This is a genomic window from Trichocoleus sp. AS-A1 (genome assembly GCF_039962015.1).
Lineage (GTDB): Bacteria > Cyanobacteriota > Cyanobacteriia > Cyanobacteriales > FACHB-T130 > FACHB-T130.
This window is the reverse complement of the sequence record NZ_JAMPKG010000008.1, coordinates 129,030-141,522: the sequence shown is the minus strand read 5'-3', so window position 1 is coordinate 141,522 and position 12,493 is coordinate 129,030. Positions and strand designations below refer to the sequence as shown.

Sequence of the window (12,493 nt, the reverse complement as noted above, 5' to 3'; positions counted from 1 at the left end):
GGCAAAGTAATAAAAGTGCAATGAATTAGCATTTTCCTCAGCGTATCTTTGCGTTCTTTATGTTCAAAAAACTCACTCAAGACTACAGAGAACCAGCAATCATTCCAGCCAGTAAAACAAAACCAATCCAAACATTTTGGCGAAAAGTTTCCCCATATACTGGCGTTGGGATATCTTTCTGGCTGAGTCGAGAATATTGCCAAATCCAAGCTAAGGTTGCCAAACTCAAAGCGATCCAAAAGCTAAGCTTTAGATCCATCACAATTCCCAACCATTCAAGCAAAATAACCGTGCCAGTAAAGAAGACACCAACAGCTTCAGCCGCATAATTGCCAAAAAATAAAGCGCTGGAATTAATGCCAATCCGCCGGTCATCTTCCCGATCTGACATGGCATAAACGGTGTCAAATCCAAGTGTCCAGAGTACCGTCGCGCCCCATAAAATCCAGGTGGGTTCTTCTAGCTTGGCAGTTACAGCAGTCCAGCTAATCAGCACGCCAAAACCCCAAGCAATCGACAGCACTAGCTGAGGCACTGGAAAGACGCGCTTGGCGGTGGGATAGAAAATAATTACGGGAACTGCCGCCACGCACAACCAGAAAGTAAGGGAATTAAGGTAGAGTGCGAGAACCCCAGCGCAACTCATCGCTACCAAGGCAACGACGATGCCAGTTTTGACCGACAAAGCGCGAGAGGCGAGGGGACGCGATCGCGTTCTTTCTACTTGCGGATCGATATCCCGATCCCACAAATCATTGACAACACACCCGGCAGCACTGGTCGCTAAAGTACCCAGTACAATCACGCCTACCAGCGGCAACGGTGGCTTTCCTGCTGCTGCCAGAAAGACCGCCCATAGTGCCGGAATCATCAATATCAGGCGTCCTGCTGGCTTATCCCATCTCAAAAGCCGGACGACTGTAAGCCAGGTGGGTTCTGTTTCTTTATGTTCTTGCTGGGTCAGCATGGTCTAGAAAAATGAGTATCCAGAAATATCATTAATCACATCTTTATCCCCTATAGAATATCCTTATTCATCAAATCTCGGCTGGTTCTGCAACCCTGGATACATCGAAATGGTCAATTTAGTTGCCAACGCTAAAGATAATTCTGCGGGTGTTTCAACTCCTAGCGTGGATCGAGATCGGATTCTCGCTGCGATTGACTTAGGGACCAATTCCCTGCACATGGTAGTCGTGCAAATTCAACCCAAGCTGCCTGCTTTTTCGATTATTGCCAGAGAAAAAGACACGGTGAGACTGGGCGATCGCGATAAAAAGACGGGAAATCTGACGCCAGCGGCAATGGAACGAGCGATCGCAGCCTTGCGCCGTTTCCAGGGAATTGCCAAAAGTCTCAACGCCGAACAAATAATCGCCGTAGCAACCAGTGCGGTAAGAGAAGCCCCCAACGGGCGAGACTTTTTAAAACAAGTAGAATCAGACTTGGGCTTATCTGTCAACCTGATTTCCGGTCAAGAAGAAGCCCGGAGAATTTACTTAGGCGTGCTGTCGGGAATGGAATTAAATAACCATCCCCACATCATTATTGACATTGGCGGCGGTTCGACCGAGTTAATTTTAGGGGATAGTCACGAACCGCGATCGCTCAGCAGCACTAAAGTCGGTGCAGTCCGACTAACCGCAGAATTTATTACCACCGATCCCATCAGCAATGGCGAATTTCAGTCTCTACAAGCTTATGTGCGCGGACAGCTAGAACGAGCCGTTGATGAATTGCGGGCAGTTCTCCAACCAGGGGAACAGCCGCGTTTAGTGGGAACGTCCGGGACGATTGAGACGCTGGTGACGATACACGCGCGAGAAAAACTAGGTACTAACCCCTTTTCGCTAAATGGCTACCAGCTGAGTCTCAATGACTTGAGAGACTTAGTGAATCGCTTGCGAAGGCTCAATTACTTAGAACGAGCCGCCATACCAGGAATGTCAGAGCGGCGGTCAGAAATTATTGTTGCCGGGGCGGTTATTTTACAAGAAGCGATGACTCTGCTAGGCGCTGAATTGCTAACGGTCTGCGAACGGAGTCTCCGGGAAGGAGTGATCGTCGATTGGATGCTCGCTCACGGCTTAATCGAAGACAAGCTGCGCTACCAAAGTTCTGTACGCGAGCGTAATGTAATCAAAACCGCCCGCAAATACGGTGTCAACCTGGAATACTCTCAGCGAGTTGCAGAATTCGCCCTTAGCTTATTTGACCAAACCCAAGGCATCCTCCACCATTGGGGTTCAGAAGAACGGGAACTACTGTGGGCAGCCGCAATTTTACACAATTGCGGACACCATATCAGTCATTCTTCCCACCACAAACACTCTTTTTACTTAATTCGCAATGGTGAACTTTTAGGCTATACGGAAGCCGAAATTGATGTAATTGCGAATTTAGCCCGCTATCACCGCAAGAGTGCGCCGAGGAAAAAGCACGAGAACTATCAAAATCTGCCGACTAAACAGCACCGACAGATCGTTGCTCAGTTGAGTGCCTTGCTCAGATTAGCAGTTGCTCTTGACCGGAGACAAATTGGTGCAATTCGGCAAGTGCAGTGCGAATACAACGCAGAAACGAAAGAACTTCAGCTTCACCTAAAGCCAACTCAGCTCGATGATGATTGTGCCTTAGAAATCTGGAGTTTAGATTATAAAAAAGACGTTTTTGAGGCAGAGTACGGCATTAAACTACTGCCAGTTTTGAATGCTATTGCTGTTCCAATTAGCCAATAGCTCAATAAAGAGCTTTTCGAGCAATCGTCAAAAATCAAAAGTCTGCGTCTCAAATAACACGGAATCTTCAAGCTTTGAAACGATCTGGCAAATAAAATCCCGGCTCTAAAATTTCCAGTTACTCAGCTAAGGGAGGAAAGAGAATACTACTTCATATAGCTACAACAAAGCCGTTTACTGCCGCCATTGAGCCGGGGTTGAGGAATCTGATGTGTAACGTCACAAAAAGAAAGCGATATTAAGATGCGATCGCTCTGAGGAAGGGTAGAATATCTACCCTTCGCAGCTCAAATCACTTCATAGAATTCATCGTCAATAGTCGCGATCGCTCTTGGTGAAGCAGCATCACCTATCTGCATCATGAGTTGTTGCAATTCATTACCAAGCGACTTGATCTCATCATAATTCCCTTGAGCGATCGCTTTCTCCAAATTCTTTAATAGTCCTTCGATTTGCCTTTTCTGGGCGGCAAGCACTTGCTCTACCAAGTTATTCGTCAAATTAAAAAGAACCCGATAAGCATCATTCATCTTGGTAAAATCTCCAGTCTTGAAATCTGAGTTATCGTTGGAGGTTAGTTTCAAAGAGTAACTTTTAAGTTTTTGTCCCTCATTTTTACGAGCTTCTATCAAGTTCGCCATGTCAATCTTTTGGCGAAGTATGCGATCGGCTTCAGCATTGCGTTCTGCATCTCTCACCATACTCTCCACTTCAGTTGCAGGGATAGTGGCAGCGCCGATAATGCTAATTAATTGCTCTTTTCCGGTGCTTATTTCTTTGGCATAAACATTCAGAATACCATTGGCATCAAGGTCGAAAGTTACTTGAATTTCTGTTCTCTCCAAAGAAAGCCCATCTAATCGAAGAATCCCCAAACTCTGGTTATCTTTAGCGAATTCTCGTTCACCCCTTAAAATATTTATTTCTACACTGGTTTGCCCATAAGTTGCAGTATAAAACTTTTGAGATTTGATGACAGGAATATTACTATGACGGGAGATAATTTTTGTCATAGTACCCTCTATAGTTTCGATTCCCAAAGATAAAGGAGTGACATCCCTCATGCAATAAATGGAATTGTCTCTTCTGGCTACTTTCCCCTGAATAGCAGCCCCAATTGCTACAGCCTCGTCCGGGTTAATGCTTTTCAAGGGTTCTTGATTCGTCACCTCCTGCACTAAGTCTTGGACAACCGGAATGCAGCTAGAACCACCAACCAGGACAACAACATTAATGTCACTAAGGCTTAGTTTCGCCTGTTTAATTACTTGTTCGATGTTAAGGCGACAGCGAGCTAAAAGCTCAGAACACATTTCTTCAAATTCAGCTCTAGTAAGGGTAGCGTTGAGATGTTTTGGCCCATCTGGGGTGGCTGTAATAAAGGGTAGGTCAACTTCTGTTTGCGTAAGGAGGGAAAGCTCTATTTTTGCTTTTTCGGCTGCTTCTGTAAGCCGTTGGGAAGCCTGTATATTTTGGCGTAAGTCGAGACCTTCTTGACTTTGAAATTGGTTGGTCAGCCAATCGATAATTTTTTGGTCGAAGTTGTTACCACCAAGATCGGGGTCGCTACGGCTAGCCAAAACTTCAAATACACCATCACCTACTTCCAGAATGCTAATATCTAACGTGCTACCGCCTAAGTCAAAGACGAGGATAGTTTCGTTATTTTTCTTATCTAGTTCGTAGGCAAGGCAAGCAGCAGTCGGTTCGTTGATGACGCGGAGGATTTCTAAATTCTCTAATCTGCCAGCCTCTTTGGTGGCTTGACGTTGAAAATCGTTGAAGTAGGCAGGAACAGTAATAACCGCTTGAGTTACTTCTTCCCCCAAATATTTGCTGGCATCATCGACAAGTTTACGCAGAATTTGGGCAGAAACTTCTTCAGGGGTAAATTCTTTGCCTATACGATGACAGTTGATTTTAATGCCGCCATTGTTATCGGGTAGAACTTGATAAGAAACTTTATCTACTGCGTTGATGACTTCGTCGTATTTGCGTCCAATAAAGCGTTTAACAGCGTAAAAGCTGTTTTCTGGCTGCATCCCTGCGTTACGTTTGGCAATTCCACCAACCAATTTGTCCCCGTTCTTAGTGTAAACTACAACACAAGGAGTGAGGCGGAATCCTTCAGCGTTGGTGATGACGATGGGTTGCTTACCATCCATCACTGCAATACAAGAATTTGTCGCACCTAAACTAATTCCAGCTACCTTTCCCATGATGCTCAATGTCTAAAGGTGGCTTGAGCTTAACAGCGGTTTAAAAAATAGTAGGTTCGGTTATACCTCCAAGGCGAGTTCTCATTTCCGTACCTTAGAGGGAATTCTTTTTTATTAGTTTCGCTCTAAAGTAGAATTCAGCATTCTCATCAGTCTGCTAACTTTTACCCAAAAAGTTATACAATCGAAACTCCGCCTCGCAGTTCTAGTCGAAATAAAAATATTTGGCAGCTATCTTAACAGTAAAGCTTAGTTTAGTTAACTCATTTTGCTCAAGGTTACTCTATCAAGGCGATCGCCTCCACTGCTTCTAGGCTAATTTTGCTGAAAGCGATCGCTAGAATGCCATTGATAATCCACTAGCGATCGCGCTGTTCCTTAGGGTAGAAGTTGGAATCAGCCGTAAAAGTTATCTTTATAGATAAGTACCATACAGGAAGCTCTTATCAGAAATTCTGCCGGCTAAAAAATAGCAGTATCCCTTACCGAGTTTTTATAGATAAAGTATCAAGGTAGGCAGAAAGTTTTAAATTAACTTTGTCACCATTTAAATAAATTTAACAAATGACCTTTTCAATAAAATACGGCTCGGCTTCCTAGACCTAAAAAAAACATAAAAATCAATTTGTAAAACTAGCTTCAGTATTCATATAAAATTTTAGTAAAATAACCGATTGTTCAATATTTTAGCAACGCTGAAGTCTTAATTTGCGATGAAAACACTATATACACTTTTTACCAAAGAACGGAGCGAAGTTCAGACAGAGATCGATAAGGCAACTAGCCCGGAGCAGGTCGTTAAGCTGGTTCAAAAGCGACTCGATAATATTCAGAGCAGTTATGTTGGCGAGTTAAGCGTCGCTCAGGTACGTCTGGCTTCTTTATTCCTGGACACTTTGCGGCAGTCCTTGGGGACTCTTACCGCTGCTAATGAGGCGATTTCGGAGCCAGAGCCTCAGCAGAGTGCTAACCCAGCCAGAAAGGTTTCTCCCAAAACCATAATCCTGAAAGTGCTACAGGGGCTCATCTGCATAGGCATTTTAGATTCTCTATTCTCCTTGGCTTCAGATGCACCAGGAGCTTGGATGGATATCTTGCTGGTGTCTCTGCTGGTTGGACTAGAAGTGGTGTTCCAAATCGATAAACGCGATCGCGCCAATCGTTCAGTTTCTCTTCAACCTGTAGAAGCGCCCCAGCCGATCGTCCGGGTCGATAGCCAAGTCTTTCTAGACAACCTGACCGATGCCCTGAACACCATTGATTTGGCAGTCGCCCGGACTCAGGAAGTAAAAAAACCGCTGGATGCTAGTGGAATAGAAGAGCTACCAGAACTGTTGAATCTGCTTCAGAGACTCATGGGTGCGTCAATTCTAGAGAAACCCCAGATGTCACTTCAACTCACCAAATTGCTGCCACAGATTTTAATGGAGCAGGGAATTCGGGTTCAGATTTACCAAGGGAACGATACGCATCGCGAGTATTTTGATTTCGAGCCAAGTATCGATCCTGCCGCGAAAGAGTCTGTAACGATAACTCCCGCTTTGTTTAAAGGCGATCGCCTGCTCCGACGCGGTCGAGTTATTGAGCCAGCATACTCCGAGGCTAGGGAGTAAGATGTCTTGTCATCGTGGCTGTTTGTAGTCGCATCTTCATTTAGATAGTATTTCCCTTTTTTCTTAGCCCCCTTTTTCAAGGGGGGTTGGGGGGATCAAAACTCTCATTTACATGGTTGATTAGCGGAAAGTATAGAAATGGAAGTTTTAGAAACTATCGGATTCGATCTGGGGCACGGTGAAACCGCTGTCGCTCAGGCGAGAGTGGAGAGCATCGAGCCGCCAGGGATGCTTGAAGTTAATAATAAAAAAGTTCAAATCACAGCACTAGCTTGGCATCCCGATATCGGTTATATGATTGGAGAACAAGCATTAATCCAAGCTGGCGTTACTCAGCTCAAAATCGCTTTCAAACAAAAACCAAATACTGACCCAACTTATCGGGAAACAATCAGCAAGTTTCTAGAAACTTACTACCGCCTTTTGAAAGAAAGCAAACAGATTGAAGGTGGAGAAACTAGCCAATTTTACGTCGGATGCCCTTCAGGATGGTCTGTTGACGAACGAGAAGAATACCAAAAGTTACTGAAGGAATCTGGTATTCCTTTAGTCAGCGTTGTCCCAGAGTCGCGGGCGGCTTTCATGCAAGCTAAGGAAGCCGGGAAGCTTTCTTATGACAAACTTAAATCGTCGGTGCTAATTGTTGATATTGGCTCTTCAACGACAGATTTTACTCTGGTTAAAAGTTTGCACGAAATCCCGATAGATTTCGGAAGTAATGCGCTGGGAGCTTCTCTAATCGATAAAGCAATTTTTGCCCAGACTCTCGCCAACCACGAGGAAAAAGCGTTGCTTGAACGAGTATTTGAGGCATATCCTCATCACCAAGCGCGTTGCGAACTTGCTTGCCGCAAAGCGAAGGAAGATTACTTTTCTAACGAGCAGGTATACAGCAATCCACAATCCTTTGCACGCGGCTTTGAGTCGATCAACGAACAGATTTACTTTGTGCCTCAAGTTAATAAAGCGGTTATGGATGAAATCTTGAATCAATCTTTGCCAGAATTGGGCGGCAAGAGTTGGCTTCATTCGTTCCGGGAATCAGTGAATGAGGCGAAAGAAAGGCTTGAAAAACAAGGTTTTGTACCGCAACTTTTGCTGATGACTGGGGGTGCATCCCGGATGAAATTTACGCGCCAGATTTGCGAGGAAATCTTCCCGGAACCAGATACTCAAGTTCGCCCCGATCCAGAACCCGAACGATGCATTGCCTTGGGTTTAGCGCGGGTAGGAAGATGGGATCTGCGTGCTGCTGCCTTTAAAGAAGAGGTCAATACACTATTTGACTCAAAAAAGTTAAAAGATCTGGTCAAAAAACATATTCCAGAGTTAATCGAATTGCTGGCTAAGCCACTATCAGAGGGGCTGATTGAAAGCACAATTCAACCAAGTTTAAAAAACTGGCAAAACAACAAAATACGCACTTTGGCTGATTTGGAAGAGTCTATGAAAAAGCAGGCCGAGCAGTGGATTGAAAGCCCTGGCGCTCGGCAAATTGTCAATACTCAATGTGCCACTTGGTTTAACAGCAAGATCCAACCCGAATTAGCCGAAGAAACCGACCCCATTTGTCAAAAGTTTCAGATACCCAGAAGTAGCTTGAGGTTTGAGGAAAGTATCGACCCCGATGTGGTTAGTCCAGACTTATCGATTGGCGACACGATTCTTGCCGAAACGGTGGGATTTATTGTCAATGTGGTGATTGGTGGAGGGACTGTCGGTAGTATCATCGCTCTAATTTTAACTGGACATTTGACCTGGCCTATCGTGCTAATCTATGGTGCCTCCGTTCTTGCCGCCGGAGTGGAGATCACCCGCAGCAAAACCCAAGAAGCAATTAAGACAAAAGTAGATGTTCCGAGTTGGACTCGTTCTCTTCTTTTGAGCGATAGCAAGATCGACTCTACCTGCGAGCAAATGAAACCTGAGTTAGAGAAGGTTTTTAGACAACAACTAACAGAGAATCAGGAAGCTTTTGACGAACTGATTGGGAAAGTTGGGCAAGAATTGAAAAAAGCGCTAAATACCAAGGCAGAAGAGGCAGTAATTCTCATTCAGTAAGGATGCTATCGCTCTTTCCTCGCTGCTTATGGCTGATTGGGTGAGAGCGATCGCGCTACTTCTTTAGGCTAATTGCTCTTTCCTCGTTTCTGATAATTCTAAGAATTAGAAGTATTTGATATTTAACAGTACAGTAATCGCTCGCCTAGTAAAGCTTCGCACTTATACTTAATTTAAGTTATTTTGTTTTAGCTTATGGCCTACAGCGATTTTACAACCTTAACTAAAGTTAGAGAATCTTTTAGTTTAACCATTTAAGAATCTATTAAGCTATTTACTGACATTACAGAAGTCTTGGCAAGTTCTTATCTACAGACGACTTAAATCATTTCATTCTATGAAGGATTGAGAAATTAACTACATTCGATATCTTAGGTGGATCTAATGGATCTTATGCGAAGGGTAAGCGTATTTTTGGCAATGAATATGCTAAGGGCAGTCGTCCTTCGATCTCTTAACTTTTTTTGCTATATCAATCTCATCACTAGAGCTGTAGGGAATATCTGTTAACTGTTTTTCTATTATTAGGTCATAGACAATATCGGCACCTTTCTTAATACTTTCTGTTAAGACACTAATACCAACATCTAACTGAGGTTTAACCTCATCACGAGGTATCACTTTTCCAGATGGTGATATGTCCGAGAAAATCTCTCTGACAGAGATGTGCTGTCCTTGGTTAAAACAAGCAGCATATTGAGAGGCGCGGAATTCATGAACAAATGGGCATCGATAGTATTTATATATAAGCGCGGCATATGTAAACTTGGTAAGCACAGCGTCTATATCCTTGATGATTTGTTCGGGAGGAATAGTGTTGTGTTTGTGGCAGTTTATATATAAATCCTTAAGTTGATCAATTGTAGGATCGCAGTAAACTCTATGGGATTCATTCTGCTTTCTGTTATTGACCCATTGATTTTGAATCTCTTGCGTGAAAGGTTCCTCAATTTTATCTTTTTTCAAAAAGTAATTTAGGAAAGGGGTACTCACACGATCTAAATACTTCTCTACCTTTACATTCAGCAAAAAAGAGACAAATCTTTGTTGGTTGCCGATTTTTGTTGTTGTTGGTGTGCTGAGTGCCTGCCATACAGACGATAAACCATCGAGAGCAGCAAACCCTACCACGTAGGCTTCAACAGAAAGATTTTGAAAAGGGTTAAACTCTGGAGGAGACAGCTCTAGCATATGTCCTCTTATGACTACCTCACTGTTAATTAACTTTTCACAAAGCAAAGCTCTGTAGTAATAAAACTTTTTAAAACGCTCAGCAAAATCTCTAACTTTGTTACTATCCATAACTAACTATAATTCCATTAAAGCTCTGTGTATTATATTGTATTACAATAAGTTGCTTATTACAACCATCTTTCTTCCACATCGGTAGAAGAAAGCTAGAGATTTTCCTGGATAAACATATTGAAAGCGATCGCCTAACTCAAACAGACCAAGACGAGATCGCTATTTAATTTAAGTTACGCCAACAGCCAACCAAACAACTCTTCTACTGTCAGTCGCAGTTCATTAGCAAAAGATGGCACGGGAAGTTGCTGTTCTGGTTCATCAAATAATTCTAAAAGTTGAGTTGGAAGATAAACAAATACTGTTTGCTCTTTTGGATCGATCAACCAACCCATTAGAGTTGCATATTTTAGACAATGCAGAATATTCTTTGTAACTTTCGTTTGGCTTTGGTCGGGCGATAAGATTTCAATTACCCAATCAGGAGCTATCTGAAAAACGTTAGTAATTTCGCCATTATCATCGCGGGGAATTTTATCCCAGATAAATACTGAGACATCAGGGACAATTGAACGTCCGCCAAAAGTACATCGCAGTTCTGAAAAAGCTCTTGCAACACGCTGAGGCTTAACAACTGTGTTGATAACCGTGGGTAGTTCTGTCTGAATTATGCTGTGTTTCCCCTGCGGCATTGGCTTTAGAATAATTTGTCCCTCAATGTATTCACTGGCGGGTTTGGTTTCTGGTAGCTTCAGAAACTCTTCCAAGGTTAAGGGTTTAGATGGTGTCCGTACCATTTGCGATCGCCTCCAAAAGAACTCAGACGAGCTTTGTCTATTCTACGGGTCGCATTCAGCGGACGCAGCCGGAATCAAACCACGGTGTTCGGCTTGTTTATACCGAATGGCGGGGTCGCTATTGCTGAGGTGTATATATACTTTTGTGAAATTAAGAAAATAGATTTCTATCTCAGGAGGAGTAAGGATGTACATCGTACAAATTGCCTCTGAATGCGCTCCGGTCATCAAAGCTGGTGGTTTGGGAGATGTCGTTTACGGGCTGAGTCGGGAGTTAGAAAATCAGGGAAATTGCGTCGAGCTGATTTTGCCTAAGTACGATTGCATGCGGTACGACCACATCTGGGGACTTCACGATGCTTACCGCGATTTGTGGGTACCCTGGTATGGCGGTAAAGTCCACTGTTCTGTTTATTGCGGCTGGGTACACGGGCGGCTGTGTTTCTTTATCGAACCCCACTCTGAAGATAATTTCTTCAATCGAGGCTGTTATTACGGGTGTAACGACGACAATATGCGGTTTGCGTTCTTCAGCAAAGCCGCTTTAGAATTTCTCCTCCAAAGCAACAAGCGACCCGATATCATTCATTGCCATGACTGGCAGACCGGCTTAATTCCAGTCATGCTCTTCGAGAATTACAAGTATGAGATGGGTCTTCAACGGGTTTGCTACACCATTCACAATTTCAAACATCAAGGGATGGGCGGTAAAGAGACCCTGTGGGCAACCGGGCTGAATAACGAATCTTACTACTTCACTTACGATCGCCTCCAAGACAACTTCAACCCTTTTGCCTTGAACTTTATGAAAGGGGGGATTGTTTACGCCAACGCCGTGACGACAGTTTCGCCTCACCATGCTTGGGAAGCGCGTTGCACGGAGATTGGATCTGGTTTAGGTCATACCTTACATCTGCACCAGGATAAATTCACTGGCGTACTCAACGGCATCGATCCTGATTTTTGGAATCCCGAAAGCGATCGCTATATACCCACTCATTACAGCAAAGAGAATCTAGAAGGGAAAGCCGAGACTAAAAAAGCCCTCCGGGAGAGACTTTTGCTCCGCGACGTTGATAAACCTATCATTGCCTACATCGGTCGTTTAGACGCTCAAAAAGGCGTTCATCTTGTCCATCATGCGATCTACTACGCACTCAACAATGGGGCGCAATTTGTGTTGTTGGGTTCGGCAACGGAACCGGGAATCAATACCCATTTCCAGCACGAAAAAGCCTTTTTGAATGAGAATCCTGACGTTCATCTAGAACTTGGCTTTAATGAAGAGTTATCCCACTTGATCTATGCCGGGGCGGATATGATTATTGTCCCTAGCAACTACGAACCGTGCGGACTGACTCAGATGATTGGCTTAAAGTACGGCACGGTGCCAGTCGTGCGGGCAGTTGGTGGACTGGTGAATACTGTGTTTGACCGAGACTACGACCAAACAAAGCCCCCGGAAAAACGGAATGGTTTTGTGTTCGAGCACAGTGATGAGCCTGCGTTTGAATCAGCAATGGAGCGTGCTTTTAAGGTGTGGTACAACCATCCCGAAGAGTTTTGTCAGCTTGCGCTCCAGGGTATGGAGTATGACTACTCGTGGAAAGATCCAGGGGCGGAATATTTGAAGATTTACGACCAGATCCGACACAAATGAAGCGAAATTGCGATCGGTGGAATCTGTAAAGTAAGTCTTTTGTGGTTGTGCCTCGCTTTTGGGGGCACAATTACCTAACTTGGGTAGAGACTTTGGGTAGAGACGGCATTCTCTAACAAATTCTGTCAGAACTGCGATCGCGCAACAGAACGCTTGTTGA

The 12,493-nt window shown here is 44.0% G+C and carries 9 protein-coding genes; 5 read left to right on the top strand and 4 right to left on the bottom strand.

From position 1 onward, the window contains the following. Positions 1-82: 82 nt before the first annotated feature. A complete protein-coding gene (locus tag NC994_RS08630) occupies positions 83-967 on the bottom strand; it encodes a 4-hydroxybenzoate solanesyltransferase (protein WP_190432749.1) in 885 nt (294 codons plus the stop codon). 109 nt (positions 968-1,076) lie between these two features. Here NC994_RS08630 and NC994_RS08625 point away from each other — a divergent pair, with 109 nt between their 5' ends. Next, positions 1,077-2,738 carry a Ppx/GppA phosphatase family protein gene (locus tag NC994_RS08625; protein WP_190432746.1) on the top strand — a complete coding sequence of 554 codons (1,662 nt, stop codon included), beginning with the start codon at positions 1,077-1,079 and terminating at the stop codon, positions 2,736-2,738. 287 nt (positions 2,739-3,025) lie between these two features. Here NC994_RS08625 and dnaK read toward each other — a convergent pair whose 3' ends face one another. Beyond that, positions 3,026-4,957, bottom strand: coding sequence for a molecular chaperone DnaK (gene dnaK / locus NC994_RS08620; protein WP_190432744.1), 1,932 nt, complete (start codon positions 4,955-4,957; stop codon positions 3,026-3,028). Between the two features lie 713 nt (positions 4,958-5,670). Between dnaK and NC994_RS08615 the strand changes: the two genes are divergently transcribed. Together NC994_RS08615 and NC994_RS08610 are read left to right on the top strand one after the other, a co-directional pair. Beyond that, on the top strand, positions 5,671-6,570 hold the full coding sequence (locus NC994_RS08615; protein WP_190432743.1) for a hypothetical protein: 900 nt from the start codon (positions 5,671-5,673) through the stop codon (positions 6,568-6,570). Between the two features lie 138 nt (positions 6,571-6,708). Then, positions 6,709-8,631: a plasmid segregation protein ParM domain-containing protein gene (locus NC994_RS08610; RefSeq protein ID WP_190432742.1), complete on the top strand. Its 1,923-nt coding sequence runs from the start codon at positions 6,709-6,711 to the stop codon at positions 8,629-8,631. Between the two features lie 429 nt (positions 8,632-9,060). Here NC994_RS08610 and NC994_RS08605 read toward each other — a convergent pair whose 3' ends face one another. Then, on the bottom strand, positions 9,061-9,933 hold the full coding sequence (locus NC994_RS08605; protein ID WP_190432741.1) for a hypothetical protein: 873 nt from the start codon (positions 9,931-9,933) through the stop codon (positions 9,061-9,063). A gap of 176 nt (positions 9,934-10,109) precedes the next feature. Beyond that, positions 10,110-10,673 (bottom strand): Uma2 family endonuclease, encoded by a 564-nt coding sequence (locus NC994_RS08600; RefSeq protein WP_190432740.1) that lies wholly within the window; start codon positions 10,671-10,673, stop codon positions 10,110-10,112. On the opposite strand from NC994_RS08600, the gene NC994_RS08595 reads away from it, so the two are divergent. Together NC994_RS08595 and glgA are read left to right on the top strand one after the other, a co-directional pair. Further along, positions 10,658-10,801 carry a hypothetical protein gene (locus NC994_RS08595; protein ID WP_190432739.1) on the top strand — a complete coding sequence of 48 codons (144 nt, stop codon included), beginning with the start codon at positions 10,658-10,660 and terminating at the stop codon, positions 10,799-10,801. The two genes, NC994_RS08600 and NC994_RS08595, sit on opposite strands and share 16 nt — an antisense overlap. A gap of 59 nt (positions 10,802-10,860) precedes the next feature. Then, on the top strand, positions 10,861-12,333 hold the full coding sequence (gene glgA, locus NC994_RS08590; protein WP_190432738.1) for a glycogen synthase GlgA: 1,473 nt from the start codon (positions 10,861-10,863) through the stop codon (positions 12,331-12,333). Positions 12,334-12,493: the final 160 nt, after the last annotated feature.

Excerpts from the sequence above, each read along its gene's own strand:
- NC994_RS08605 (WP_190432741.1), bottom strand. The coding sequence starts at position 9,933 with ATGGATAGTAACAAAGTTAGAGATTTTGCTGAGCGTTTTAAAAAGTTT.
- NC994_RS08615 (WP_190432743.1), top strand. The coding sequence starts at position 5,671 with ATGAAAACACTATATACACTTTTTACCAAAGAACGGAGCGAAGTTCAG.
- NC994_RS08610 (WP_190432742.1), top strand. The coding sequence starts at position 6,709 with ATGGAAGTTTTAGAAACTATCGGATTCGATCTGGGGCACGGTGAAACC.
- dnaK (WP_190432744.1), bottom strand. The coding sequence starts at position 4,957 with ATGGGAAAGGTAGCTGGAATTAGTTTAGGTGCGACAAATTCTTGTATT.
- NC994_RS08595 (WP_190432739.1), top strand. The coding sequence starts at position 10,658 with ATGGTGTCCGTACCATTTGCGATCGCCTCCAAAAGAACTCAGACGAGC.
- glgA (WP_190432738.1), top strand. The coding sequence starts at position 10,861 with ATGTACATCGTACAAATTGCCTCTGAATGCGCTCCGGTCATCAAAGCT.
- NC994_RS08625 (WP_190432746.1), top strand. The coding sequence starts at position 1,077 with ATGGTCAATTTAGTTGCCAACGCTAAAGATAATTCTGCGGGTGTTTCA.
- NC994_RS08630 (WP_190432749.1), bottom strand. The coding sequence starts at position 967 with ATGCTGACCCAGCAAGAACATAAAGAAACAGAACCCACCTGGCTTACA.
- NC994_RS08600 (WP_190432740.1), bottom strand. The coding sequence starts at position 10,673 with ATGGTACGGACACCATCTAAACCCTTAACCTTGGAAGAGTTTCTGAAG.